Source organism: Gramella sp. MT6 (assembly GCF_019357415.1).
Lineage (GTDB): Bacteria > Bacteroidota > Bacteroidia > Flavobacteriales > Flavobacteriaceae > Christiangramia.
The window spans coordinates 3,520,857-3,546,920 of record NZ_CP048410.1; the positions used below are offsets into that span (position 1 = coordinate 3,520,857).

The 26,064-nt window shown below is 36.3% G+C and carries 26 protein-coding genes; 14 read left to right on the plus strand and 12 right to left on the minus strand.

Annotated features, from left to right (window positions below; translation table 11 throughout):
• Positions 1–131 precede the first annotated feature (131 nt).
• The 3 genes from G3I01_RS15940 to G3I01_RS15945 are packed head-to-tail and all read right to left on the minus strand — an operon-like array spanning position 132 to position 1,459.
• A complete protein-coding gene (locus tag G3I01_RS15940) occupies positions 132–779 on the minus strand; it encodes a DsbA family protein (RefSeq protein ID WP_219549515.1) in 648 nt (215 codons plus the stop codon).
• Positions 780–808: 29 nt separating this feature from the next.
• A complete protein-coding gene (locus G3I01_RS17180; RefSeq protein ID WP_257710652.1) occupies positions 809–982 on the minus strand; it encodes a hypothetical protein in 174 nt (57 codons plus the stop codon).
• Positions 983–1,006: 24 nt separating this feature from the next.
• Positions 1,007–1,459, minus strand: a complete 453-nt coding sequence (locus G3I01_RS15945) for an NAD(P)H-binding protein (RefSeq protein ID WP_257710653.1) — start codon at positions 1,457–1,459, stop codon at positions 1,007–1,009.
• A 136-nt stretch (positions 1,460–1,595) separates the two neighbouring features.
• Here G3I01_RS15945 and G3I01_RS15950 point away from each other — a divergent pair, with 136 nt between their 5' ends.
• The 9 genes from G3I01_RS15950 (at position 1,596) to G3I01_RS15990 (ending at position 9,273) form a co-directional block, all read left to right on the plus strand.
• Positions 1,596–1,961 carry a helix-turn-helix domain-containing protein gene (locus G3I01_RS15950; RefSeq protein WP_219549517.1) on the plus strand — a complete coding sequence of 122 codons (366 nt, stop codon included), beginning with the start codon at positions 1,596–1,598 and terminating at the stop codon, positions 1,959–1,961.
• 172 nt (positions 1,962–2,133) lie between these two features.
• Positions 2,134–2,775: a hypothetical protein gene (locus G3I01_RS15955; RefSeq protein ID WP_219549519.1), complete on the plus strand. Its 642-nt coding sequence runs from the start codon at positions 2,134–2,136 to the stop codon at positions 2,773–2,775.
• 242 nt (positions 2,776–3,017) lie between these two features.
• Entirely contained in the window at positions 3,018–3,488 is a 471-nt protein-coding gene (locus G3I01_RS15960) for a hypothetical protein (RefSeq protein WP_219549521.1), read from the plus strand.
• 342 nt (positions 3,489–3,830) lie between these two features.
• Positions 3,831–4,244 (plus strand): hypothetical protein, encoded by a 414-nt coding sequence (locus tag G3I01_RS15965; RefSeq protein WP_219549523.1) that lies wholly within the window; start codon positions 3,831–3,833, stop codon positions 4,242–4,244.
• Between the two features lie 153 nt (positions 4,245–4,397).
• Entirely contained in the window at positions 4,398–5,492 is a 1,095-nt protein-coding gene (locus G3I01_RS15970) for a two-component regulator propeller domain-containing protein (RefSeq protein ID WP_219549525.1), read from the plus strand.
• Between the two features lie 239 nt (positions 5,493–5,731).
• Entirely contained in the window at positions 5,732–6,562 is an 831-nt protein-coding gene (locus tag G3I01_RS15975) for an amidohydrolase family protein (protein WP_219549527.1), read from the plus strand.
• Positions 6,563–6,721: 159 nt separating this feature from the next.
• On the plus strand, positions 6,722–7,582 hold the full coding sequence (locus G3I01_RS15980; RefSeq protein ID WP_219549529.1) for a hypothetical protein: 861 nt from the start codon (positions 6,722–6,724) through the stop codon (positions 7,580–7,582).
• 181 nt (positions 7,583–7,763) lie between these two features.
• Positions 7,764–8,486 (plus strand): cyclase family protein, encoded by a 723-nt coding sequence (locus tag G3I01_RS15985; RefSeq protein WP_257710656.1) that lies wholly within the window; start codon positions 7,764–7,766, stop codon positions 8,484–8,486.
• Between the two features lie 97 nt (positions 8,487–8,583).
• Positions 8,584–9,273, plus strand: coding sequence for a hypothetical protein (locus tag G3I01_RS15990; protein ID WP_219549531.1), 690 nt, complete (start codon positions 8,584–8,586; stop codon positions 9,271–9,273).
• Between the two features lie 69 nt (positions 9,274–9,342).
• Here the strand turns inward: G3I01_RS15990 and G3I01_RS15995 are convergent, their stop codons facing one another.
• The 5 genes from G3I01_RS15995 to G3I01_RS16015 all read right to left on the minus strand — a co-directional run bounded on the left by G3I01_RS15995 (position 9,343) and on the right by G3I01_RS16015 (position 13,325).
• The gene (locus G3I01_RS15995; RefSeq protein ID WP_219549533.1) at positions 9,343–11,367 is read right to left on the minus strand and encodes a thioredoxin family protein; all 2,025 of its coding nucleotides are present in this window, start codon (positions 11,365–11,367) and stop codon (positions 9,343–9,345) included.
• A 23-nt stretch (positions 11,368–11,390) separates the two neighbouring features.
• Positions 11,391–12,026 carry a TlpA disulfide reductase family protein gene (locus G3I01_RS16000; protein WP_347708995.1) on the minus strand — a complete coding sequence of 212 codons (636 nt, stop codon included), beginning with the start codon at positions 12,024–12,026 and terminating at the stop codon, positions 11,391–11,393.
• 36 nt (positions 12,027–12,062) lie between these two features.
• The gene (locus G3I01_RS16005) at positions 12,063–12,485 is read right to left on the minus strand and encodes a sulfur reduction protein DsrE (protein ID WP_219549535.1); all 423 of its coding nucleotides are present in this window, start codon (positions 12,483–12,485) and stop codon (positions 12,063–12,065) included.
• A gap of 1 nt (position 12,486) precedes the next feature.
• A complete protein-coding gene (locus tag G3I01_RS16010) occupies positions 12,487–12,891 on the minus strand; it encodes a DoxX family membrane protein (protein ID WP_219549537.1) in 405 nt (134 codons plus the stop codon).
• Positions 12,892–12,965: 74 nt separating this feature from the next.
• Positions 12,966–13,325, minus strand: a complete 360-nt coding sequence (locus G3I01_RS16015) for a hypothetical protein (protein ID WP_219549540.1) — start codon at positions 13,323–13,325, stop codon at positions 12,966–12,968.
• 168 nt (positions 13,326–13,493) lie between these two features.
• Between G3I01_RS16015 and G3I01_RS16020 the strand changes: the two genes are divergently transcribed.
• Positions 13,494–14,288 carry a cation transporter gene (locus tag G3I01_RS16020; RefSeq protein WP_219549542.1) on the plus strand — a complete coding sequence of 265 codons (795 nt, stop codon included), beginning with the start codon at positions 13,494–13,496 and terminating at the stop codon, positions 14,286–14,288.
• Between the two features lie 42 nt (positions 14,289–14,330).
• Here G3I01_RS16020 and G3I01_RS16025 read toward each other — a convergent pair whose 3' ends face one another.
• Complete coding sequence (locus G3I01_RS16025; RefSeq protein WP_219549544.1) at positions 14,331–14,996, minus strand: hypothetical protein; 666 nt, start codon at positions 14,994–14,996, stop codon at positions 14,331–14,333.
• 238 nt (positions 14,997–15,234) lie between these two features.
• On the opposite strand from G3I01_RS16025, the gene G3I01_RS16030 reads away from it, so the two are divergent.
• The 3 genes from G3I01_RS16030 (at position 15,235) to G3I01_RS16040 (ending at position 18,258) form a co-directional block, all read left to right on the plus strand.
• Positions 15,235–15,870, plus strand: coding sequence for a hypothetical protein (locus G3I01_RS16030; protein ID WP_219549546.1), 636 nt, complete (start codon positions 15,235–15,237; stop codon positions 15,868–15,870).
• Positions 15,871–16,075: 205 nt separating this feature from the next.
• Positions 16,076–16,879 carry a hypothetical protein gene (locus tag G3I01_RS16035; protein ID WP_219549548.1) on the plus strand — a complete coding sequence of 268 codons (804 nt, stop codon included), beginning with the start codon at positions 16,076–16,078 and terminating at the stop codon, positions 16,877–16,879.
• Positions 16,880–17,175: 296 nt separating this feature from the next.
• Positions 17,176–18,258 (plus strand): OprO/OprP family phosphate-selective porin, encoded by a 1,083-nt coding sequence (locus G3I01_RS16040; protein ID WP_257710657.1) that lies wholly within the window; start codon positions 17,176–17,178, stop codon positions 18,256–18,258.
• Between the two features lie 34 nt (positions 18,259–18,292).
• Here G3I01_RS16040 and G3I01_RS16045 read toward each other — a convergent pair whose 3' ends face one another.
• From G3I01_RS16045 to G3I01_RS16055, 3 genes are all read right to left on the minus strand, one after another.
• A complete protein-coding gene (locus tag G3I01_RS16045; RefSeq protein ID WP_219549550.1) occupies positions 18,293–19,462 on the minus strand; it encodes an efflux RND transporter periplasmic adaptor subunit in 1,170 nt (389 codons plus the stop codon).
• Between the two features lie 4 nt (positions 19,463–19,466).
• Entirely contained in the window at positions 19,467–23,804 is a 4,338-nt protein-coding gene (locus tag G3I01_RS16050) for a CusA/CzcA family heavy metal efflux RND transporter (RefSeq protein WP_219549552.1), read from the minus strand.
• Between the two features lie 81 nt (positions 23,805–23,885).
• Positions 23,886–24,194, minus strand: coding sequence for a DUF6660 family protein (locus tag G3I01_RS16055; protein WP_219549554.1), 309 nt, complete (start codon positions 24,192–24,194; stop codon positions 23,886–23,888).
• A 364-nt stretch (positions 24,195–24,558) separates the two neighbouring features.
• On the opposite strand from G3I01_RS16055, the gene G3I01_RS16060 reads away from it, so the two are divergent.
• On the plus strand, positions 24,559–26,043 hold the full coding sequence (locus G3I01_RS16060; protein ID WP_219549556.1) for a transporter substrate-binding domain-containing protein: 1,485 nt from the start codon (positions 24,559–24,561) through the stop codon (positions 26,041–26,043).
• Positions 26,044–26,064: the final 21 nt, after the last annotated feature.

Below are 26,064 nucleotides of genomic sequence, written 5' to 3' on the forward strand. Positions count from 1 at the left end.
TTAGAAGGCAAAATTCTTGTACTAAATTTTAGAAACTCAAATAAGTCCAGGTTGAAATGGAACAAAAAATAGGGATAAAAGATATCCCTAATTTTTTATAGAATGCATGTGCCAAATAAATTAGCCGGTCTTTAGGATTGAGAAGCTAAAGCACCTTTTGCATGCTCTAGATTATGCTCTATTTTCTCTAAAGTTGCAACACCACCATCAATTTTAATCATGTCTTTGCCATTTTGTAGCAACAACGTGGGATAGCTATTTATCCCTGTTTCCTGAACTATATTAAATAGTTCCTTCGCGACTTCTAAAGCTTTATCTGTAGAATAATACTCCATGACATCTTGAGCATCCAGACCAAAATTTTGTGCGATTTCTCCGAATGTTTCAGGTTTACTTAAGCTTTTTCCTTCTTGATAAAATAACTTCATCATCGCATTGGCTATATCATATTGTTTAGTTGGAGTAAAATGCCTTAACGCCACAAAACCTCTTGCTGCATCTTCAGAGTTCAACACAAAGCTGCCTTCTTCCAAAAGCCTGTTGTACGGCTCACCAAATTCAACTCCTGTTAATTGAGTAATACGCTGATTTGCTCCGAGGATGTGAGAATAATGGGAAATAGTCAGCGTTTTATCCCCCGTAAATAAACCACCCGGCAAAACAGTAACTGGCAGTTCCGGATGGTTTTTAACAAACTTAGTCAGCTCTTTTGAAAAACCAAAGCACCAACCGCAATAGCCATCCCAAATATATATCAGGTTAAAATTTTCAGTTTTCATAGCATATTTAATTTAGTATTACTGAATTTTTAATATCCGGCAGTAAATTGTTGCTGGTGATGTTTCGGGTGTTCTACTTCATCAGCGATCACCACGGCCACATCTTCTACAGATATTCTATTATTTCCGGCATCGTCGAAGACAGGTTGATTAGTACCTAAGCGATAATTCCCGGTTCTTCCAGTTGAAATTTCCGGATTCATCTCCAGTGCCGGACTAAAATAAACCTAGTCAAGGTCTTCTTCTTTTTTGATAATTTCGAAGTAATCTCGCGCCGCTTTTGCCTTCGGAATAAATGTTAGATCCTGCGGCAAGGTGTCAACAATTTGCCTACCCTCATCATTAAGTAAACTTCCTGCTCCTCCAATAATGATCAATTTTCTAACTCCAGATTGTTTAACGGCCTGCTGAATGGCCTTCGACCCTTTTAGGAAATCCTCGATCAAATTTGGCTGATCAGCGGCAGGACTAAATGCGCTAATAACTACATCAGAACCTTTTATTACAGTTGCCAAATTTTCAACCTCATTAATATTTACGCCAGCATAAGACAGATTATCTCTATCTGACTGTTGTTTATTTCTTGAAATGCCAGTTACCTCAAAATTTCTTCTTACTAATTCGTTAATAAGCTGACTGCCAACAAAACCTGTGGCACCAATAACTACTACTTTTTTCATTGCATTTTAATTTTATAATTCTATCGCAAAGTTAGATATTACAGTTACTTAACTGGCCACTCTTACCTTTTGGTAACTACTTACCAATTAGTAACTAGCTTTAATTTTAGTGATTAGTTTTTATAAATTTGTTATTATGAAAAATGATAAGTCTAACATCTCAAAACCCTGCCAGCTGTATGTAAAGGGAGTGAAGGATACTCAGGATTTGATGAGTGGAAAATGGAAAACTGTAATTATTGCCGCATTGTATAATACCGGGAAATTCAGGTTTATGGAGCTTGTGCGACATATTGATGGGATCTCACCAAAAATGTTATCTCAAGAACTCAAAGATCTTGAAGCAAATAATCTCATTGAACGAAAAGTTTTGGACACTATGCCTATCGCTGTGGAATATGAACTAACTCCTTATGGAAAAAGCCTTGGCAACGTCGTGGATGCGATGAGCGACTGGGGAAGGAAATATCGCAAAGCGGTTGTAGAAAATACATCTCAATAAATTACAGGAAAAACACAGCACATAACACCCGTTCATTGTCGATAGACGGGAACGTTAGAAAAAAATAATTATATTGACCAACAAACCAATACTAAGCCGACTCCCGAAGCATCAGAACCGCGTCCCCTACTCCGCCATTTGGCGATAACCGAGACTGTTGGTAATAATAATTATGAGAAAGATAATTCCCGTCATATTAGCGGTTCTAATTTATGGATGTAATACCCAAAAGGATATAATTGGAAATTATTGTAGCAGTTTCAACGGAGGATTTGATTCAAGTTGTTATTATTTCAAAGAAAATCAAACCTTTGAATATGAAACTGTTGGTGATCTTGGAACCTATATAAAAGGAAGTGGGAAATATGAAGTGGGAAACAAAAAAATAAAACTAGTTTTCAATTCAGAACCTACCATTCCAAAAACTCAAATTAGTAAAGTAGATATACCTGAAAAAAGTAAAGATTCTATTAATTTGAGGTTTGTAATTAAGGATGAAACTGGAAATAAACAATATGGAGCAATGGTTCTTCTTGCATCACAAGATTATAAAAACAAAAATTATTATTCTCCTGATGAAGATTTGATAATAAATAAAGAAAGAAGTGATCAGTTTGAGAAAATTAAGATTATCAATGTTTTTTACGAACCTTTTACTTTTACTCAGAAATTGAATAAAAGTCAAGAAATAGAAATTATTCAAATTCCTGAACAACCGCATATTGTTTCTGACACAATAAGGTACTTAGATTTTAAAAAGCAAAATTCAAAAATAGTGTTGGAAAGCGGTAATATTGAGTTTAGTAAATCATAACTATTTCCAACAACAGTTCATCCCCAATAGACGGCAGCGTTAGAACGAAAACAATTAACTCGACCAATAAACTAATCCTAAGCCGACAAATCCGTGTCACCTAATCCACCAATTGGCGATAATCGGGACCGTTAGCTGTAATAATTCATAAAGTGGTAGATATGTACAAGGTCTTTATTCTTATATTCCTCTTGACAAGCATAAATTGTATTGCTCAAAAGGATTACCAGTTAAAATTGAAGGTGAGTGGAAATATGCCTGAATTTGAATATATTTTTAATATTTATAGAAATAGTCAAAATACTAAAATCTGTTTTTCAGAATATACTGGGAAGGAAAAGTTTAGTAAAGCTGATAAGGAAAAAATAGAAGAATTGCGTAATAAAAAGGATCGTAAAGCATCTGATATGAAGGAATTAATGAATTTATACGATAATTCAAAAATCTTTACAAAAGAATGTTTTAATTACTCAGTAGATGATTCAATTATTAAAATTAGCGATTCAATTATTCAATCAAAAGAAGATATCCTTTCAGAAATTAAAAGGAATAAAAATCGAGTTGTTCTTGATGCAATTCAATTTGAAGTCACTATGAGAAATAAAAATGGAGTTGAATATTCATATCATATTCATGCTCCAGATAACGAACATTACAAGTTATTCAGCCAATTTGTAAAGGAAAGTTCTAAAGAATTTGAGGTATTTCAATAGCAAGGAAAAATTTAGCATCGAATAAAATACTACAGCCAATAACAGTTAACCGTCAATAGACGGCAGCGTTAGAACGAAAACAATTAACTCGACCAACAAACCAATACCAAGCCGACTCCCGAAGCATCGCGACCTCATCCCCTACTCCGCCAACTGGCGATAACCGCGACTGTTGTAGTGCATTTTAAACAAAAAATCTCGGTTCAATAACTTAATCCAACAAATCATAACGTAGAAAGTTCTAAGACGCGAAGAATACGAATGAAATATGCTGCTAATATTTTTATCAATATTTTAAAGCAACCTTTTAGGAAAAATTGAATCTTCTATAAAAGGAAAGCTATGAAAAAAAGACTTACTATTTTACTGATAGGAATTTTAATTTCAAGCTGTTCTAACAATGATGATGACGGAATTGACTGCTCAATTTTTGACCCAGCAATTCTTGAATTGTATATTAGATTAGTTGATGAAAATGGTGATAATTTAATTGAAAATGGAACAATTGACCCTGAAAATATAACTGTTGAAGGAGACTTTTCAAATCCAGGCTTTCGATATATTCCGCCTAATGAGTTTGCAGAACCCGATGCGGACATTAGAAAGTACGATAATACTCTTTTTCTGTTTATTCCTAACCAACCAAAATTTGAATACACAATATTTTTGAAAACTCGGCTTCGATCATTTTGGACTTTGATGCAAGGTTCGCTGAACTTCCTTGTGAAATATCTTATTTTATTCCGACTCAACTGACTTATAATAACCAAAACGTGGAATCAGAAAATGCAGAAACTGATGAACTTATATTTTTGGCAGAAATTGAAATATAAAAACGCACTACAACAAATCTGCGTCACCTATTCCGCCAACTTGCGATAATCGAGACCGTTCTATATAAATTAAAAAATGAATAAATTGAAACTTATATACCTGTTCTTAATATCATCTCTTTTGGTATTAAATAGTTGTTCTAAAGAAGATAACTCTACGGAAATAAATCATCCATTAGGTCTAACCTCATGGGAGCTGATTACAGAAATTGAAGGAGTAAATATCGATAAGGCTTTTCGGCTTCACATTGATGAAGACAAAGTACTTTGGGTAGGTACTTTCGGTAATGGGTTGATAAAAATTGAAGGTGATAATGTAACTCAATTGACAACGGAAAACTCTACAATACCTGATGACATAATCTATGCTATAGATTCAGATAATGACGGATTTGTTTGGGGAGGAACCGGAAATGGTTTATTTAAATACAAGGAAGATTTAACTGTATATAATTCAACTAACTCAGATATGATCCTGGACCATGCTCTCTGTATTGCTCTAGACAAAGCTAACAATGTATGGTTTGCAAACGGCAATTCTGAGGAGGGCGGTCTTATGAAATTTGATCAAACAGAAAATAATTGGCATCTATATACTCCTGACAATAGTGATATTCCTAATGGAATTGTAAAAGATGTTCATATTACCGAAGATGGAACAGTCTGGACTGCACACGGAATGGCAAATGGTGTAGGTGGAATCTGGAAAAAAAGTACTGATGGGCAGGAAAAGGTCTATAATACAGATAATTCTAATTTAAATTATAATTGGATAACAACCATAAAACATGATGAAGAAGGTAATATATGGGCGGGTACTGATGCTGCTGTCTATTTGAATGGTGTAGATCTTCATGGAGGAATACAAATTTTAATGAACGACGAATTCATTGACCATAATCCCGCAAACTCAGGCGGAACAACAAACAGAGTTACCGCTATGGAGTTTGATTGTAATGGGAATCTTTGGGTCGCCACCTCTGTGGATGCACCAACATTTAATTTAGAACATGAATTATCTGTTTACAATGGAGAGAAATGGTTTGTACTATCCAATGAAATTGAAAATTTTCCTAATTTATACATTAGTGATATAGAAGTTGACGGAGATACAGTATGGATTTCTGCACCCGATTATGGTCTTATAAAAATAAGCTTAGAATGTGATTGAAGATCTACAGAGAACAACGATACATCGCAAATAACGGGTATTGCAGAAAAAGCGTAAATTTAGATATTAAGATGGAAAATGGTTAAGCAGACAAGTCCGCGTCCCTACTCTTGCAAATTGCAATAACCGCAACCGTTAGGCACAATTAAAAACAGCGTATTATGAATAGGACCATTCTTGTCGTACTTGCTTTCTCATTACAGTTGTCGCTTGCATTCTCTCAGACTAAAATTATTGACATGCACGTTCATTCTTATTCAGAAAATGATTTTGGTGAGCGTGAACCAACAAACGATTACTATGGAATAAAAGGCTCTGCAAGTGCAGAAGCACATCGGGCCGAGACTTTTGCAGCATTTAAAAAATGGAATATTGTGAAGGCTATGGTAAGTGGCAATCCTCAAAGTGTGGAAGAATGGGCCGCAAAGGATAGCGCTAATCGAGTAATAAGGGGAATCTTAATTTTTTCTCCCGATGATTATGGCTTGGACAGTAGTAAGTTTGAGCAAATGGTAAAGGACAAAAAAATTGAAGTCTTTGGAGAAGTTGGGCCATATTATAGTGGTACAACACTTAGCGATTCTATTTGGCAGCCCTATTTACGTATTTGTGAAAAGTATGATATTCCTGTTGCCGTTCATACAGGTGGAGGCGACCCAGGTGGAACATATTCATGGGCTCCTAAAGCAAGGTTGAAATTGGGTGACCCCTATTTGATTGAAGATGTTTTGGTAAAATACCCAAAACTAAGAATTTATTTGATGCATAACGGTGGGGAAGAATGGCACGAACATACTTTGCGACTCATGGCTTATTATCCCCAATTATACACTGATATAGCTGTTATGCTATGGGTTGAGCCAAATACCCAGCGAACTGTAACAGAATTTCTGAAGAACGCAAAACACGCAGGTTATTTAGACAGAGTGATGTTTGGGTCAGACCAAATGGTTTGGCCATATGCTATTGAAAAATCAATTACTTTTCTTAATAGTCTGGATTTTCTTACTGATAAAGAAAGGGAAGGTATCTTCTATGACAATGCTGCAAGATTTTTAAAATTGAATTAACTGTACCTTAGAGCAATTCATCTCAAAATCAGGGTATAGTAGAAAAAGTGTAATTTTATTAATCAAGAAAGAAATGGTTAATCCAACAAGTCCACATCCCTACTCCTCGACTTTTAAATAACCTTAGCTTCTGGAAAAACTTCAAATGAAATTTTATCAATGAAATTTAACCCTCTAATAGTTCTCTTAATTTTAGTATTTAATCAAAAATGTTATTCTCAAGCAAATAGAACTTCAGATTCAAAAGAATTCTTTTATAACATAAGTATCGGTGCAGTAATTGGAACTATAGGGGCAATAATTAATAAAGAACCTGATCAAGGATTTGGAAAAACTTTACTTAAGGGATCTTCCCAAGGAGCTTTAGGAGGTTATATTACATTTGAAAGTAAAAGACTAATTCGCCTAGCACAAAGACAAGAAGATTGGAAAATATATTGGGCTGCAAAATTGATAAATGCTGGTGGTGTTTCCATTAAAGAAAATGCAGCCTTAAACAAAGATTTTTGGAAAAAATGGCATATAAATATTGGTTTTAGTAGAATTGAATTTGATTTAGAGAATAAATTTAAAGTTCAATATAAAGTTATGCCTGTTGCATTGGTGTATACAATTGGAATTGCTTCTCAAACAAAATTTGAATTTGAGAAAACATTAAAAACAGGTGAATTTATATTTTCGAGTGACACCGATAGATTTGTAGAAACTAATTCAGTAGGAATTGCTTTTCCTGGGAATATAGTTATGTACGAACCTAATAAAGATAGTTTTAGCACTTTATCTCATGAAATAATACATCTTTATCAATACAATGATTTCTCTCAGTTAGAAGTTCTTTTAGATAAACCACTGAATAGGATTAATTCAAGAAACAATCTATTTAGTGAGATTAATAAGTATATACATTATGATTTACGCTATATACCAAATAATATAGTTTATTGGATCGAAATGAATAATTCAGATTATTATGCGAATTTTTTAGAAAGAGAAGCAGGATATTATGCTGACAGTTTCTGAAGCGATTATTTGAGGTAGAGATCATTTACCAAGAGCAATTCATCTCAAATTACGGGTATTGAAGAATAGTGTAATTTTAGAAACCAAGTAAGAAAGTAGTAATACTGACAAGTCCAGATCCATACTCCGCCTACTGCCTATAACCGGGACCATTGACCAAAACTTTCATAAAAATTAGAATATGAATGAAATAATAGATTTAAGTCAGGAAATATATGAAGGTATGCCAGTTTATAAAGACCTTCCTCAGGTTAAAATGACCATTCATAATTCTCATGAAGAATGGAATAGAATTAAAAACCCTACAACTATAACGCCTGCAGTCCATAAATTAGAATTAGGAGAACATACAGGAACTCATGTAGATGCCATTAACCATATGGAGATCCAGCATAAAGGAAAATCCATCGAAAAAATGCCTCTCTCTATGTTCTATACGGAAGGCGTATGTCTCGATTTTTCAAATAAAAGCCTAAGAGAATTAATTGAACCTGAGGAAATAGAACTTGCTTGCTTAAAAGCCAATTTGGAAATAAAAGAAGGTGATACTGTTTTACTTTATACAGATCATTACCGAAAACACTTTAACACAGAGAACTGGGGAAATGGACCTGGAATATCAATTTCGTGTGCAAGATGGTTAGGAGAAAAGAAAATAGCTGGATTTGGAGTAGAAACAATGTCTCCCGGAGTTTCAGGAATATCAAATAGAGAGGTCCATCATATTTGTGGAGAGATGAATTTTACTCACTACGAAAATTTGATAAATCTTCATAGTTTGATAGGAAGGGGTAGATTTCGATTTATAGGATTACCGCTCAAAATTCGTGGAGGTACCGGTTACCCCTGTGAGAGCTGTTGCGGTTTTCGAAAACAAGTAAAAAATTTGGGGCAATACGTTTAACCTATAACAGGCGGCACAGTTAGATAGAAGATAATTAACTTGAAAGTCGAAGCAGGTCTTAAAACGTTGACGAAGTTTCGGGATTGCACGACCCATTATGGCAATTGCAATACAGGCTATGATCCTTACTATGAAAATAGCACCTATAATAACTTTACTCATTTCAGTTAATTTTTTAAGCGGACAAAATCTGCAAGGAAAATGGCTTTTGATTAAGCTTGGAAATACCTATTCTATTCCTACGAATATGATAATGGAGATTAAGAATGATTCCCATATCTACTATAACTTTGATAAGGAATATAGTGCCCGGGAAATAAAAATAAATCCCGATAAGACATTATCTGGTTCCAGTTCTATTAAGGAAATCAGTTTTATAAATCAGAATAGATTAAAGTTAACCAGAAACGGGATTAGGAATGGAAAAGATTTAGTTTTCCATGAAGAAAATGTGCGACTAATACAAACAAATACAGAACTCTCGTCTGGTGAAATTGAAAATATCAGATTTAAATTTGACTATAATAATAATCGGTTAAAAGTAAAGTTTAATGAAGAACTAACAGATCTAAAGATCTTGAAAAAGGTCGGGAAAGAATGTTACTGGAAAAAATTGATTCGACCTATTTTGTATCTATTTATAAGGCAGGAGCAAGAAAAAATATTATTCCTATTGAAAAGGTACCTGAAAATACGATGGTTCTATATGGAACTCCAGAAAAACCAAATAAAATACATGGAAGTAGAATTGACTAAAAACCTACCAGAACTCTTATTTATCCTGTGATTTGATTGGTTCAAATCACAGGATTTTTTACATCATTCATTATCAATAAATCTTGATCTCAATCTATCTCTAATCTGATTTTTGATGATCCTTAAATCTTTTTAAACCCTCATCTAGAAATTGTACAAATCTATCCACATTAAGGTCATAGGCCTTTGGGGAATTTAGCAATGCTCCTTGGTTATCAAGAAGAGTATAATAAGGCTGAGCATTGGCATCCAGTTTCTGGATCATAAAATCCAGATTTTGAGATCCAATCGTCTTTTTTATGCGATTATCGTTTGAGCTCACATACCACATGCTCTCTGGAAGTTCTTGCTTTTCATCTACGTAAAGTGCTACTACAACGTAGTCTTCCTTTAACCTCCTTAAAACCTTTGGATCTGACCATACGCTTGCTTCCATTTCACGACAATTCACGCATCCATGCCCTGTAAAATCTATGAAAAGTGGCTTATTCTTCTTTTTAGCACATTTTAAAGCCTGTTCATAATCAAAGTAACCATCTAATCCATGAGGCAGTTCAAGTAAGTTGCCATATTTAGGAGTTCCACATTCCTCATCAGGCTCCTCCTTTTTACTCATAACTGGAGTATTTGCAGATAGCTCCATGAGGTTAAATTCCTGAGAACTCATAGGAGGCAAGTAGCCCGCCAGTGGTTTTAAAGGAGCTCCTAACAGGCCGGGTATGAGATATATTACGAAACTAAATACCATTAAGGCAGCTATGATTCTTCCTACTGAAACTGAATTTTTTTTCTCTTCATGCGGAAAAGTGATCTTCCCTAAAAGATAAAGTCCCAGAAAAGAAAAAATAGCTATCCATAAAATAAGAAAGAGATCCCGGCTTAATAGATCCCAGTGATATACCTGATCTACAATACTCAGAAACTTAAATGCCAGGGCAAGTTCAAGAAACCCAAGAGAAACCTTGACAGTATTAAGCCAACCTCCACTTTTTGGTAATGATCTTAACCAGTTTGGAAAGATAGCAAACAACGTGAATGGTAAAGCAAAGGCTAGTGAAAACCCAAGCATTCCAATCAAAGGCTTTAGCATTTCACCTCCAGCAGCTTCTAAAAGAATTGTCCCTACAATGGGACCTGTACAGCTAAATCCAACCAGCACTAAGGTTATGGCCATAAAAAAAATACCAAACACTCCCCCTCTGTTCGATTTCTCATCCATCTTATTTATCAAGCGATTTGGTAGTCGAATCTCAAAGACTCCAAAGAATGATAAAGCGAATAGGACAAATACCGCAAAGAACAATAAATTCGGGATCCAATGGGTACTTAGAAAATTTGCAAAAGCAGCTCCAAATAAAACTGAAAATAAGGTCCCAATAAGGGTGTAAATCAAAATTATTGAAACACCATACATCAAAGCTTCAAATATCCCTTTCCTGCGATCGCGGTTTGATTTTGTGAAATATGAAACCGTCATAGGGATCATGGGAAATACACATGGCGTTAATAAAGCTGCCAGTCCTGCACCAAATGACAAAAGAAAAAATGATAAAAGGAAAGAAAACCCCTTCTGCTTTTTACTCTGAGATTTAAACTCATTTTCGAACGGCTGCATCCTAAGGGTTTCTGCCTCTTTTTGTTCTTCTTGAAAACCTTGATTATTTCCAGCCACCTGGATTTCACTGGTAAATGGGATACATTGTCCGTTTATATCTGAACAGATCTGGTAAGAAGCAACCGCATTTATAACCGGGTTCTCTTCTAAAACTAATAACCTCTGCGTGAATATTGCTTTATTCGTAAAATAGGTATAGTCGCCCTCAAAAATTTGATCGTATTTCCTTTTTGCACCAATAGGTTTTATAGATCCTAAGATCTTAAATCCGGGATCTTTCTTAAAATTTATCTCGGTTACGGTAGGGCCCAGGTTTGGATCAAAATCACTTGAATACATATACCATTCCTCAGGAATTTCCGAAGTAAATTCTACCGTAATAGTATCTCCCGGCCTAAAGGATCTTTCTTGAATTTCAGCATTCCATTCAGGAGCTTTTGTAACCTGGCCATATGATGAAAACCCGATAGCCAGCATTACAAAAACCACTGTTAACTTTAAATTGTTCATAGCTTATTTTAGAATTAGCAAATCTATTTCAAGCTTTTCAGGAAGTCTTTGAACTCATCCGTATTATAGTCGGCCATTCCTTTGTGAGTTAGGGCCAGGTTCCCATCGGCATCTATCACGAAGGTGGTAGGAATTGCTGAAGACCGATACATATCTGGTAAAGGTCCTGCCAGTTGGTAGATTGGTAAATCATAACCCTTTCGTTTATTAAATGAAATAGCTTTATTAAAATCCTGGTCCATAGACAACATGACGAAAGCAATTTCACCCCCCATTTTTTCGTGGAGCTGGTCTATGGAAGGCATTTCTGCAACACAAGGAGGACACCAGGTAGCCCAGAAATTTAAAAAAATAACCTTCCCTTTTAATTCTGATAGAGAAATGATCTCCCCTTTTTCATTCTTTAGGTTCATATTGAAATTAGCTTTTGGGTCTTTCCTGAACGTCTCCAAAGATGTGGAATCATCACTTTCTATTCTGGCTATAATCTTTTCCTCCTTTACATCAGGATTCATCAAACCGGTCATAAGCAGTCCTCTTTGGGCAAACCCTATAACCTCTGTGTGTAAACCGGTAGCATATAATGTCAAAGCAATTATTGCAAACACAGCATACTGTATCCAGCCGCGCTTTATATCTTTTTTATTCTTATTCATCATCTTATAATTATAAATTAAAGGTGTATATATTGAGATCTAAAGGCTTAAACTTAAAAAGCCCATTTTCTGTAATTGAAAATTGTAAAGAATTCCGTTCTCTACTATTTTGATGCCTGCAGGAACAGATGTATGATCTACTTTAAATTTGTTAAGAGAGAATCCACAGGCGACAAGCTGAACTCCTAACCTATCAGCTTCGTGAATGAATTTTTCAATTTTTGAAGGATCGGTAATATCGGCAATTTCTTTCCCACAGAAGATTATTTCAAATTTGCCGAAATTTTCTCCGTCCTCCTCTTTCAACTTTTTGGCGGTAATCAAAATGGGTTTCAATTGAGGGACCTTTTTATTAAGAACCACATAGTTATTTGGTAGATTTTGGTGAGTTTGTCCGTTCACCTTTGTGGTACTGAAGATGGTAAGCATTAATAAAATGCTGATATAAAAAATGAATTTCATTTTATTTGATTTTAAAGAGTTTATCGGTGTCATTTATTAGAAAAAACAAAAGGGCCCCAAGAATCGCTATATTCTTAAAAAGCGGACCAAGTGTATTGATCTGTCCAACCTGAACAGATAGTGTAATTGGTATTAAAATGAGTATTAATATGATTGCCGCCCACCTAGTCTTATATCCTATTAAGAATAAAAATCCAGCTGCCAGCATTACGATTCCAGATAGAATGACAAGCCATTCCGGATCACCAAAAAAATAGGCGATACCTTTAAAACTGGCCTGTTCCAGACGTCGGACTGTTTTGGTGGTATTGAGCAAATGATTGCCTCCTGCCACAAGAAAAATTCCGCTTACCAGGACTCGCAATAACTGGATGGAACGACGACTTACTTCAACGTTTCTCGTCATTATGCATGTTATTGTAATTGATAATTAGATCTGAACCGTAAGAATCACAGATTCAAAAATTTTCTAGGTTTCAATTACACTCGCTTTGGAGGAGGGGATTTGCTATCGAGATAACGATAACTTAAGTTTGAAGTGAAAGATTTTTCCCTGACATTCAACACCTCTGAAAACAAAGGTTCCCAGGTATGAACATCGAATTTAAACTGGGTAGTGCAAAAACTGCTTAATTGAAGACTGGAGTCTTCAGAATCTACATGTTCATGAAAATTGAAAGGCCTGGATGATTTTTTGATCGAATGCTTTTTGATGCAATCAGGTTTCACGAAGCTTATATCTCCTTGAAAGATTACCTCAACCGCATTTGCATCAACGATAAAAAGCTTTCCCATAAACAGGAACACTAATATCAATGAAATAAAGCTTTTCAATCTCATGGAGCCAAATATAATTATTCAATTACTATGCGTTTGTAACATAGGTTACATGAAACTTTACTTAAAAAGGTATAATTGGAATTGAATATGATGAAGCATAACATATAAACCAAATCTCTAGTTCAATTACATAATTTATCTTGCAACATGAGGCAAATAAAAATGGGAATGAAAAAATCAATTTTCGAAATTTCAAAGATGGATTGCCCTTCCGAAGAAAATCTAATACGGGTAAAATTAGATGGCCATTCGAATATCCAGAATCTTGATTTTGATATTCCCAATAGAAAACTAACGGTTTTTCACACTGGAGAAATAGATCAAATAGAGAAATCGCTCCTGAATTTGAACCTGGGAAGTAAAAAGATTATTACAGAACAGACCGACCAAACAGATTTTAATGAAAACTCGAATCAAAAGAAACTCCTCTGGTCTGTACTGGTTATAAATTTTGCGTTTTTCATCATTGAAATGACTACTGGCTTAATTTCAAAATCAATGGGATTGGTTGCGGACAGTTTAGATATGTTAGCCGATTCATTTGTTTATGGGATAAGTCTTTTTGCAGTAGGTGGATCTGTAATTAGAAAGAAGAAAATCGCAAAATTAGCCGGATATTTTCAAATCCTTCTCGCCGTAATTGGGTTTGCAGAAGTTCTGAGAAGGTTCTTTGGCAACGAAAAACTTCCAGATTTCTCCACCATGATTATCATTTCGATCCTTGCTTTAATTGCAAATGGAATTTGCCTTTACCTCTTACAGAAATCCAAGAGCAAAAAAGAAGCCCACATGAAGGCAAGTATGATCTTCACTTCTAATGACGTAATTATAAATTTAGGAGTTATCGTAGCCGCACTACTTGTAAACTGGTTGAAATCAGGCAAACCAGACCTGATTATTGGAACTATAGTTTTTATCCTGGTGATTCAGGGGGCTGTAAGAATATTGAAATTAGGTAAATAATTTTGCGCAATACAGAAATACTCTTTCTGTTTTTAGTGAACACTATTGGTCTAATCTACCATCTTGAAACGATTGAACTCTTAGTTTAAAATGTCCATTCTTTACATCGATAAATTTAGAGGGATCATCCCAGTTAAATAAACGAGCCTCGAATTCACCTGTAACTACTTGTCCAAAATTGAAATACCCCGAAGTGATCTCCTTATTATCTGGTTGAGACTGAGTGATCCTTACGTAGCTTGAAGCCGGTTGCTCTCCAATCGAAGAAGTGTAATGGGTGGATGTATCTGTAAAATCCATTGAAATATTTATATAAATTCCCTTTTCGTAATCATTTGTGGTGAGCTTATAAGAACCTGTTTGATATGAATCATTAAACCGAACGTTCTCCTCATAACCCGCACAATTTCCATCATTGAAATTGGTGAAATAGACACTGGCTGCCGGCATGGATTCATCTGCAGGAATAAAACCAGGCCCCGGGCTATGCGAGCATCCGCTTCTGCAAAAGCACATCGTAGGGCCATAACCCTCGTCTTGATTGTTAAGTTCAATTCCTATGCTATAATCCTGATCATTGGTGGTCCAGACTATATAATAATCATATTCAACAGCTAAATTTTCTTCAGGGTTGCTGTCATCACTTTTACTACATGAGATTAAGGTAATCAGAATAAAAACAAGAAATTTTGAACATAACGATCTCATATCATACTATTTATGATTAATAATAAAATTTTGATATTATCGTAGGGGATATTTAAACTTACTATATTTTTCCCAATTCTATTCAATTAATTTTTCAGATAAAAAGGAATTAGGTCCAGTATCAAAGCCCAAAGGCTTTAAAAAAAATTATTATATTCCGCATCTGAACAAGAATCTTGTGTGACTTGCTATTCAATAGTCATTTAAATAATCCCTCACAAAATAATTAGTTTAGTTCGTGAAAAATTTACTTTGGTTCCTTTTAATTGTTTTTTCCTTCAAATGTTACGGTCAGCATAAAGCCTATAAATTCTACCATGAAAAAGGATTTGAGATAAGCAGAAAGGAGTTTTACGAAATAAGAAATAATCCAGATTATCTTCCCCTCTATTTGGAAAATGATACTGCAAGGTATGGAGTTATATTTTACAGAGAGAAATACGGGCTTCTAAAAGATTCTGAATTTCAGAACCTGAAAGATTACCTGAATTCTTTAAAAAGCGATGGGATTGCTGCTGATGATGTAATAGTGATCAATTACCTCACTGGAGTTTCAGAAGCTGAACAAAATAAAAATTCAAGAACCAACTGGAACATTTTTGATCGAAACTATGTGAGGAAATTAAAGAAAATAACGGATGTCTCCCATTTCTGGATCTCACCAGTAGACAAAGAAAAGCTGAAATACTTTTACAGCAACCGGGTTAACTGGCAAAAGGATAATGAAAACCTTGTTAAAGAATTGTTCTTCCCATTTGAACTATCCTATGGATATTTTATCATTATAAAACCTGACGGCACTTACTATTATTGCTTAGGGGAATACAGTAAATACTATGTTTGGGAAAAGACAGAAGAAATGCTGACATTATGATAATTTAGACATTCTATTCCTAGTATTCTGGGATTCGAAATTCAGGATAAATAATTAGAAAAATTCGCTATATAGATTCTGGTGAACTATTTCCCTGCAAGGACCACCAAGGCCAAATAGCTAGTTAAATCCAGTAATTAATAGCCTTAACCGATAATTTCCTATCTTCACCCCCAGATTATTATTCCCCCCCGAAAATTAAATTATGAAGAAATTAGTCCTGCTACTTTTAACTCTAACCTCTATAAATTCTTACTGCCAGAAAAATATTGCTCCACCAGAGAATCAAATTTCAGAAAGGTTCTATGAAAAACTGGATGCAATGCTAGTTAAATATGATTTAGAGGACCTAAGAGAAAGTGAAGAAAAGGCAATCAGGATCTGGAAGAACAATGAGATCATTTTACTAAACGAAAATCCACTTTATACTTTTTATTCAAAAACCAATAATGAGGTTATTACCAAAGAAAAAGATCTGGAGAACGTAAGCGATATCGATTCTAAATTCCAATCGATCAAAAATAACCTGGACTGGCAAGATAAAAATGATGTCTTGGTAATTGATGCCTCTCCTATCACCATCGAATTAAACTCTAAAGAAAATTATCGCATCATTTCATTTTATAAAAATGATCAATTAATGGAGATCATTCGGGCAATTAGAAAGGAGAATTCAATTGATGAATTGCGAAAAAATATTATAAGAAATCTTTCTCCTGGAAATTATGCTTTAGGAATGACTTCAATAAAAGTAGATCATCTTCCTCAGGGAGAAAAAACCGATTTCTATGCACAGTTATCCCAGCAATTAAAGGAAGAGCTCAACATAGATAAAGATTCAGATCCAACGAAAATGCCACTTGTCTTAATAGATAATAAACCTGGTACGCTCAGGAAATTAAATGAATTGGAATTGAAGGATGTGTCGGAATATAAAATACTGAAAGATGCCCAGGCGTTTTATGGAAGTAATGCCAGGCATGGTGTTATACAGGTATATACTAAATAAGATCTCTAAAAGTATATCAAACAGATTCCCATATCTACATTATTAAAAATAAAACAAACTCCTTCTTAATTTTCTAGTCTTTCATCAATTTTCCATAATTTTTTAGTAAATTCTCAAAAGGAGACTGTGGTACAAGTTTCCTTTTGAGAACCTAAACACATAAATAAATGACCCTGCAAACCACAACCCCGTTAATGTATAGATCGGGAAATTTTCACTCTTCTTTAAAAAGGTCATTTTTAATAGGTGTACTCCTTTTATTACCAGTATTAGGCTTCTCACAAGAATCTGACAGTTTGAATAAAGCTCTAATCCCATCTGATAAAATTGAACTCCTAAAAAATATCGATATCACTTTTGATATGCGGGCAGAGTTTCAGGCTTACATGTTTAGAGGTGGTGATAATTATTACAACGGATTGCAGTTTGAAAATGGATTTACAGCTCTCGGAATTTCAGCAAAAATTAATGACAGATTAAGTTTTCGCTTTAGAAACAGGTTTAATAATACTGCTGATGTGCAAAGCCTGGATCGCCTGGGAAGTAATATTGAATTGGCATATATCAACTATAAAGCAAGTCCAAAACTTGACCTGGTAATAGGAAAAATGTTCGCTTATTATGGAGGTTATGAATACGAGTTCAGTGCTTTGGAAATTCTTGAGTATAATGATATTTATGGAAATGCTCTGGCTTATGTTACCGGTGCAGGTATTAAATATAACCCGGTGGAGGATCATCAATTTGGTTTCCAGGTTTTAAATTCACGTACCGTACATTATGATGACCTTTACGGAGACTCGGCGGCAGAAGGAATTGAGGAACCAGATTGGCCGGTAGCGGTAGTTGGAAACTGGCGGGGAAGCTTTTTTGACGGAAAGCTCCAAACGATCTATAGTGCCAGTCATTCTATAGAGGTGAAAGACAAGGGAACCACTTTCTTTACTTTAGGACACAAGTATGAGAATAACAATTTGACATTGATGTATGATTTTCGGTATAGCTATGAAGAAATTGACACTAAAGGTGTAGTCACTGGAATAATCGGTGATGGGAATGTTGCAGGAAATGCATCCTATATAGAGAACTGGTTAAGGGCAGAATATCGATTTAGTCCCAGGTTCAAAGGATTACTCACCTTAATGACCAATGGTGCTATAGGTGATTTCGAAACCGGGAATGAGCGTCTAAGAACTAGTTATGGTTGGATCCCAACCTTATATTATAGCCCTTTCGACAAAGTAGACTTCCGCTTTTATATTGCCTATATAGGCCGATATTATGATTATTCAGATTATGCTTTAGAAAATTTCGATGTTTCAAGTTATAATAAAAATGAATTTAGGATCGGTATAATTACGCCCCTGTTGCTATTATAAAAATCAACGTATTTTAGTTCGTATTTAATAGTATTTAGTGATTATGTCCTCCCTCGCCTTTATTCAATTCGGCCATAAGATAATAGGCATTGTTAAAAGCATATTTCATATTCTCAGGCACCTTTTCCATAAAGTTCACAGTGGTCCATTTATTTTCAGTAACTCCGGTGGTGATTTCAACTGGTTTAAAACTCCATTGTTCACCTTCCCTTTCTGCGGAAAAAATATAAAACCTATCGCCATTCTTAGCGATCGCGCCTTCAGGAAATGATAATGTCTTATTATCTTCTATAACAATTCTACCTTTTACATACATCCCTGGCACCAATTGGCCAGACCGGTTGTCAATTTCAGCATGCACGTGCAGCGCTTTGGGATCCTGTTCAAAATTCTTGCTAATAGAAAGTATCTCTGCAACCATCTCTTTTCCCGGCTGCGAAGAGGTGCTAAAAAATACTTTCTGACCTTTTTTCACCTTCGGAACATCTTTCTCAAAAACCATCAAATCTACATGCACATCGTCTGTATTAATAATTTCAAACATATTTGTTTGGGATTGCACAAATTGCCCCGTTTTTATATTCACCGCCTGCACAGCTCCTTTTATTGGGCTTAGAACAGGTACCTGCTGTTGAATATCTCCATTTTTAATCTGTTCTGGATTAATATGAAGCTGCCTTAACTGAGCTTTCATACCGTTTAAATGTGCCCTGGCACCTTCCAGTTCATATTCTACTTTCTGAAAGGTTTCGCCAGAACCTACGCCCTCTTCATATAGCCTTTTCTGCCTGGCATAATCCTTTTCAAGGAATTTCAGTCTGTTTGCCGTGTTTACATAATCGATCTGAACTTTGATGATATCGGGATGACTTAGATAAGCCAGCACACTCCCGCGTTCAACTTCAGCACCCTCGATCACTTTTATGGAACTGATATTCCCGCCAATTACCGGAGTTACCGTAGCTTCACTCTGAGGCGGTACCTCCAGGTGTCCGTTTGCCTCAACAAATCCGCTCATAAGCTTAGAAGTCAGCGTATCAATTTTCATATCCAGAGCTTCAAATTGCTGCTGGGTGAGCATTACATCTTTCGCAGTAGGTGCCTGAGCTGTATTATTTTTTTCTTCGGAAACCTGTTTATTGTTTTCTCCACAGGAAGCCAGGAGAATGGCTGTACTTGCTAATATGATCTTTATAATTCTCATTTCTTTATTTTCTTTTAAGATAAAATTCAATTTCGGCCAGAGCGAACTGGTAATTTTTATAAGCTTCGATCGCCCGAAGTTCAGATTGGATGGCATTATCCAGATTCTGGATCATTTCAGTATAATCTATCGCTCCTTCATTAAATGCCAGTAAAGTTCCCTGCCGCTGCTCTTCAAGTAGCGGAACCACCTCGGTGCGATAAAATTCCCAGGAAGATCTCCACTTTTTGAAATTCTCCAGGGCCGATTGATATTGGGTAGAAATTTGCGTTGTTCTGAATCTCAGATTTTCTTCGGCAATTTCCTTTTCAATTTTTGCGGTTTTCACATCGGCATGTTCTTTCCCTGAAAAAACTGGAATTGAAATTCCTACCTGATAATTGTAAAATCCGGTGGCTCCGTTCACCTCCTGTAAGCCATACTGAAGATTAAAAGCCGGAAGAAAATCAGTTTTTTCAGCCTTTACCCTGGAATCTGCCACCTGTACTTTTTCTTCGGAAATCTGAAGTAGAGGATGTTGTCCAACCTTTTCTGGAAGCAACTCAGTTTCCGGATCAGGATTGCTTATAGGTTCTCCTGAAACACCAAAATTTTCCTCACCAAGCCATAAATTTAGTTCCCTAATTGAGTTTTGATAATCACTTGCCACCTGATTTTTCTGAATTTCTATCTCCCTGATCCTGTTTTTAGCGGCGAGCATTTCCAGTCTGGAAATAGCTTCAGTTTCATATCTCAGATCAACCGCCTTTTCTAAACGGGTATACAGAGAGTCCAGGCTGTCAAAAAGTTTCAGCTTTAATTTTGCCGAATAAGCCGAACTCCACACTTTCTTCACCTCACGGCTAACCTGTAATCTGGACAATTCAAGGTCACTTTCAGCCATATCTATGCGGTCATTATAAAGCCTATTCTTACTTGCTATTCCAAAAAGGTCTATCCCCTGCTGCTGAAAACCTACAGTAGTATATATGCCACCTGCATCACCAATTTCTTCCCCGCCAGTAAATACAGTGGTTTTTCCAAAATCCCATGCCAAAGCCTTCATGGCGTTTTCCTTGTCTACCTCACGGGCCTTATTTTTTAAAACCGGATAATTTTCCAGCGCTTTTTCAACTGCTTCTTGCTGGGAAATCTCCGCCATTCCATTTGTTTCCTGCGCCCTCAAATTATTGCTAAACCCTGCGACTACGATCAAGGCCAGAACACCAGCTAATTTTGGATTCATTTTATTGAAATTTTTTCTAGTTTCCATCCAGCGATAAAGAACAGGCAGGATGAATAAGGTTAAGAAAGTTGAAGTAATTAGTCCGCCAATCACCACGGTCGCTAGAGGCCTTTGTACTTCAGCCCCGGCCGAAGATGAAATTGCCATAGGCAGAAACCCTAAAACATCGGTTAGTGCCGTTAATAAAATTGGCCTTATCCTTCGCTTTGTTCCAAGTTTGATACGCTCGGAAATATCTAGTACTCCCTCATCCTTCAGTTCATTAAAGCCACTTATAAGAACAAGTCCGTTTAATACCGCTACACCGAACAACACGATAAAGCCAACTCCGGCTGATATGCTAAAGGGCATTCCTCTTAACCATAAAGAATAGACCCCACCAATAGCAGCTAATGGAATAGCCATGTAGATCATGGTGGTTTGTTTGAAAGATTTCAAGGCAAAATAGATCAGGATAAAGATCAGGAATAAGGCAATTGGAACTACAATTTGCAGTTTTTTCCTGGCACGTTCGAAATTTTCAAAAGCTCCACCATACCGAATATAATAACCCGGGGGAAGACTCAATTCTTCATCTAATTTATTCTGAATATCCTCCACCACAGATTTTACATCTCGATTTCTGATATTCACTCCCACATAGGTTCTGCGGTTAGTATTATCCCTGCTTATCTGCATGGGACCAGATTTATAGCTGATGTCTGCAACTTCCTTTAGCGGGATTTGCTCCCCGGAAGGTATATTCACATACAAATTCTGGATATTACCGATGTTTCTCCTGTTTTCGGGCTGAAGACGAACTACCAGATCGAATCGTTTTTCCCCTTCAAAAATAACTCCCGCTTTTCCTCCTGCAAATGCCGACTGGATTTGCGAATTCAGATCATCGATCTGGAGGCCATACTGAGCGATCTTATTCCGGTCATACACTACAGTGATCTGAGGTAATCCCGTGGTCGCTTCAACTTTCATATCGGCTACGCCATCAATATTGCCAATAAGATTACTAATTTCCTGTGCTTTCGTCGCAAGGAGATCAAGGTCCTCTCCATATATCTTTACTGCAATATCCTCCCTAACACCCGTTAATAGTTCATTGAAACGCATTTCTACCGGTTGGGTGAATTCATAACTCAGCCCGGGAATAACACTAAGGCTTTGCTTTATTTTTGAAATAAGCTCTTCCTTGCTCTCTGCAGACGTCCATTCAGATTTATCTTTTAAGATGATAAAACTGTCCCCAATGTCCATAGGCATGGGATCTGTTGGAACATCAGACACACCAAAACGGGTAACCACCTGTTCAATTTCAGGATACTCCTCCAGCAACATGTTTTCTATTCTTGTGGAGGTCTGTATCCCCTCATCAAGGGAACTACCTGGTTGAAGGATAACATGAAACGCAATATCTCCTTCGTCCAGCTGCGGAATGAATTCGCCACCCATTCTGGTAAATAGAAATATAGCCAGAGCAAAGAGTCCCACTGTAAAAACAATAACAAGTTTGCTCTTTTTCAATGCGTTTTGAAGAAGAGGTTCATACTTAAGCTGCAACCAGGTAACGAAGCGATCTCCCCAGGTGTTTTTCTTCTTTTTTGGTAGTTTTAGAAAAACCGAAGATATCATCGGTACATAAGTCAGGCATAGTATCATAGCACCAAGCATGGCGAAAATAAAAGTAAGGGCCATGGGTTTGAACATTTTGCCCTCCACTCCTTCTAAAGCCAGTATTGGTAGAAATACAATAAGTATGATCAACTGACCAAAAAATGCCGAATTCATCATTTTCTTGGAAGAGGATGCCACGATCTTATCCTTTTCTTTTTGAACATCATGCTGATTCTTTCCAATTCTCTGGTAAAGAATAAAGACAGTACTTTCAACGATTATTACAGCGCCATCCACAATAATTCCGAAGTCGATAGCGCCGAGGCTCATTAGATTAGCCCAGACGTCGAACGTATTCATCAATATAAATGCGAATAATAAGGATAAGGGAATAGTTGAAGCTACAATGAGTCCTCCCCTCCAGTTACCTAGCAGCAGAACCAGGACAAAGATCACGATAAGTCCACCTTCGATCAAATTGCCTTTTACTGTAGAAGTTGTATTGGCAATTAGCTCACTGCGATCCAGGAACGATTTGATACTTACTCCTTCCGGTAATGACTTCTGGATTTGCTCTATCCGGTCTTTTACATTTTCTACGACCTCATTAGAATTCGCGCCCTTCAGCATCATCACCATTCCGCCTACAGTTTCGCCCTCTCCATTCCTTGTAAGTGCTCCATAGCGTACCGCGCTTCCTATTCCAACTTCGGCGACGTCACCAATAGTAATAGGAATCCCTTTAGAGTTAGTAATTACAATCTTCTGAAGATCTTTAATACTTCTGGCAAGGCCTTCGCCACGAATAAAATTAGCCTGATGATTTTTTTCAATATAGGCACCTCCAGTATTCTGGTTATTATTTTCCAGGGCCTCAAACACATCAGAAATGGATAGGCCGATAGCGCGCAGTTCATCAGGATCTACTGCTACCTCATATTGTTTGATCCTTCCGCCCACGCCATTCACTTCTACCACACCAGGAACCATAGCCATCTGGCGACGGACGATCCAGTCCTGAATAGTCCTAAGTTCGGTTGGTGAATACTCGTTCTTATGCGCTTCATCTACCTCCAGTGTATACTGAAATATTTCCCCTAACCCGGTAGAAATAGGGCCCATTGAAGGTTTCCCAAATCCCTCAGGAATTTCTTCTTTGACCTGTCCAAGCTTTTCAGCTACAAGTTGTCGGGGAAGATAGGTTCCCATATCATCCTCAAAAACTATAGTAACAACTGACAGACCAAAACGGGAAACAGAGCGTATTTCCTGTACTCCTGGTAGATTACTCATGGCAATTTCCACTGGGTAAGTAACAAATTGTTCTATATCCTGTGTTCCCAGATTTGGCGCCTGGGTAATTACCTGCACCTGGTTATTGGTAATATCGGGTTGCGCATCGATGGGCACCTGGGTCATACTCCAGATACCAGCACCAATAAGTACTACAGTGAACAACCCAATAATAAATTTATTATTGATTGAAAAATCAATGATCTTATTAATCATGAATAATATGTTTAATTCAGTGAAAATTGAATTTGGCCCAAACAATTAGTGTCGTTTGGACGTAGGTATCCCAAAACTGAATTAAACCCTGGGTGGTTGGAAAAAAGATCCGGGGATATCGTCTCCCAGCTGGTAGTTCATTTCCGGGGTTTCCGAGGAAATTTCTAGAGAAATTAGCTCCTGATCTGAAGAGTTAAAACTTAACATATGAACATGACAGCAATGACACTGGCAGAAAGGACTGCAATCATCTACCGAAGATTGTGACGAATGAGAACTCTCCACCTGATGAAATTCAGTATTTGCATCCTGAGAAATCACCTCATCCTCGCAAGGCATTAAGGTTAATCCCAGAAAATAAATGGAAAATATGACTGCCAAAAATTTCATAATACAAAAGTAACTATAAAAAAATGCAATGCAATTGCAAGATTGTAGATTTGAATGGCAATTCCAGATGGATAGGTTTAAGTTGTGTACCAGATTAAAGATTTTCTCAAAATTCCATTTCTGGAGGTTAGGCTATCTTCTATAAATATATCCAGTTGTTTCCAGCTAAAATTGAAGATTAGGTCTAATGAAAAAAGCTCGACGGAAGCAACAGGAACAGGTAGTAATGGAATTGGGTCAAAATTTCAGGCCAACAGCTGATATAAGAATACTAGCGGCATTTTCTCTGTAAAAATTTTAAGATAAATTCTGTTTTTTAACATTTCTTTTTATATCTCAATGGTTTATTCGTAAATTATCCGCTATGGATTCAAAATTGAAATCATTTTTTTTCGCTCTTTCAATAATTTTATCAAGCTGCTCTCAGGGGAACGGAATTTCAGAAGAAAATGCCGAATTGTATAATTCAGGTAAGGAAAAACCACCCTATAAAGTCTCTAAAGATCTTGAGGCTATCAAAAAAGATGGAGTATTACATGCCATAACAATTTACAATTCCACGAGTTATTTTTTATACAAAGGAATACCCATGGGTTTTGAATATGAGCTATTATCTCGCTTAGCAGAGGATTTAGAACTTGAACTTAAGATTACAGTTGCAGATGATATAGATGACCTCTTTGATATGCTTAATAATGGTGAAGCAGATTTGATTGCTTATGGTTTGACTATAACTGAACCCAGAAAAAAGCTGGTTAGTTTTACAGAGAATCATTATGTAACCCACCAGACCTTAGTTCAGCGTATGCCTGATAACTGGCGATCCCTGCCCGGATACAAGATCGATAAAGAGTTAATTTCAAACACTTTAGAATTAATAAATGATACCGTGTGGGTCCGGGAAAATTCTTCTTATGCCGAACGCATAAAAAATTTACAGGATGAGATAGGCGATGAAATTCCGATTGCACACATTGAAGGAAATATTACTACCGATGAGATCATCAGAATGGTAGTGGATGGTGAAATTGAAAGAACAATTGCAGATTATAATATCGCTGCAATCAATAAAACATTTTATCCTATTCTCGATATTGACACGCGCATATCTTTCTCTCAACGGATAGCCTGGGCTGTCAGACAAAATTCTCCGGAATTGTTAAAAGCAATAAATAAATGGATAACAAAAGAGAAAAAAATGGATGATTATTATGTCATCTACAATAAGTATTTCAAAAATAAAAAGTCCTACAGGGGAAGGATCCAAAGTGATTTTTACAGTAAAAATGGTAACAGGATTAGTAAATATGATGATATTATTAAAGAAAATGCCTCCAAAATAGGATGGGATTGGCGCCTGCTTTGTTCACAGGTATACCAGGAATCAAGGTTTGATCCTAAATCAGAATCCTGGGCAGGAGCAAAAGGGCTGATTCAATTAATGCCGGAAACGGCTAAAGAACTGGGTGTGAATAACAGTTATAATCCGGAACAGAATGTTAGCGGTGGGGTAAAATACCTGAATAAAATTCGCGATAGATTTGAGGCTGTAGAAGATTCTATCCAAAAAGTGAAGTTCACCTTAGCTGCTTTCAACTGTGGCCCTGGACATGTATTGGATGCTATGCGCCTGGCAGAAAAGAATGGCAAAGATCCCAATATCTGGGATGATAATGTAGAGACCTATTTATTGAAACTTGCTCAAAAGAAATACTATCTGGATGATGTAGTTAGGCATGGCTTTGTAAGAGGATCAGAACCCTACAATTATGTTCGGGATATCTTTACTCGCTATGAGCAATACAAGCAATTTATAGAACCACAAACCGCAATTGGGATGGTTGATTAAAACTCTTTTTTGGAATAACTC

Bases quoted from the DNA above. Each gene is read 5' to 3' on its own strand.
- G3I01_RS16045 (WP_219549550.1), bottom strand. From the start codon at position 19,462: ATGAGAATTATAAAGATCATATTAGCAAGTACAGCCATTCTCCTGGCT.
- G3I01_RS16025 (WP_219549544.1), bottom strand. From the start codon at position 14,996: ATGAGATCGTTATGTTCAAAATTTCTTGTTTTTATTCTGATTACCTTA.
- G3I01_RS15995 (WP_219549533.1), bottom strand. From the start codon at position 11,367: ATGAACAATTTAAAGTTAACAGTGGTTTTTGTAATGCTGGCTATCGGG.
- G3I01_RS16020 (WP_219549542.1), top strand. From the start codon at position 13,494: ATGAAAAAATCAATTTTCGAAATTTCAAAGATGGATTGCCCTTCCGAA.
- G3I01_RS15965 (WP_219549523.1), top strand. From the start codon at position 3,831: ATGAAAAAAAGACTTACTATTTTACTGATAGGAATTTTAATTTCAAGC.
- G3I01_RS15955 (WP_219549519.1), top strand. From the start codon at position 2,134: ATGAGAAAGATAATTCCCGTCATATTAGCGGTTCTAATTTATGGATGT.
- G3I01_RS15985 (WP_257710656.1), top strand. From the start codon at position 7,764: ATGAATGAAATAATAGATTTAAGTCAGGAAATATATGAAGGTATGCCA.
- G3I01_RS16050 (WP_219549552.1), bottom strand. From the start codon at position 23,804: ATGATTAATAAGATCATTGATTTTTCAATCAATAATAAATTTATTATT.
- G3I01_RS15990 (WP_219549531.1), top strand. From the start codon at position 8,584: ATGGCAATTGCAATACAGGCTATGATCCTTACTATGAAAATAGCACCT.
- G3I01_RS15940 (WP_219549515.1), bottom strand. From the start codon at position 779: ATGAAAACTGAAAATTTTAACCTGATATATATTTGGGATGGCTATTGC.
- G3I01_RS15980 (WP_219549529.1), top strand. From the start codon at position 6,722: ATGAAATTTAACCCTCTAATAGTTCTCTTAATTTTAGTATTTAATCAA.
- G3I01_RS15970 (WP_219549525.1), top strand. From the start codon at position 4,398: ATGAATAAATTGAAACTTATATACCTGTTCTTAATATCATCTCTTTTG.
- G3I01_RS16010 (WP_219549537.1), bottom strand. From the start codon at position 12,891: ATGACGAGAAACGTTGAAGTAAGTCGTCGTTCCATCCAGTTATTGCGA.
- G3I01_RS16005 (WP_219549535.1), bottom strand. From the start codon at position 12,485: ATGAAATTCATTTTTTATATCAGCATTTTATTAATGCTTACCATCTTC.
- G3I01_RS16000 (WP_347708995.1), bottom strand. From the start codon at position 12,026: ATGATGAATAAGAATAAAAAAGATATAAAGCGCGGCTGGATACAGTAT.
- G3I01_RS15950 (WP_219549517.1), top strand. From the start codon at position 1,596: ATGAAAAATGATAAGTCTAACATCTCAAAACCCTGCCAGCTGTATGTA.
- G3I01_RS17180 (WP_257710652.1), bottom strand. From the start codon at position 982: ATGAATCCGGAAATTTCAACTGGAAGAACCGGGAATTATCGCTTAGGT.
- G3I01_RS15975 (WP_219549527.1), top strand. From the start codon at position 5,732: ATGCACGTTCATTCTTATTCAGAAAATGATTTTGGTGAGCGTGAACCA.
- G3I01_RS16015 (WP_219549540.1), bottom strand. From the start codon at position 13,325: ATGAGATTGAAAAGCTTTATTTCATTGATATTAGTGTTCCTGTTTATG.
- G3I01_RS16055 (WP_219549554.1), bottom strand. From the start codon at position 24,194: ATGAAATTTTTGGCAGTCATATTTTCCATTTATTTTCTGGGATTAACC.
- G3I01_RS16060 (WP_219549556.1), top strand. From the start codon at position 24,559: ATGGATTCAAAATTGAAATCATTTTTTTTCGCTCTTTCAATAATTTTA.
- G3I01_RS16035 (WP_219549548.1), top strand. From the start codon at position 16,076: ATGAAGAAATTAGTCCTGCTACTTTTAACTCTAACCTCTATAAATTCT.
- G3I01_RS15945 (WP_257710653.1), bottom strand. From the start codon at position 1,459: ATGAAAAAAGTAGTAGTTATTGGTGCCACAGGTTTTGTTGGCAGTCAG.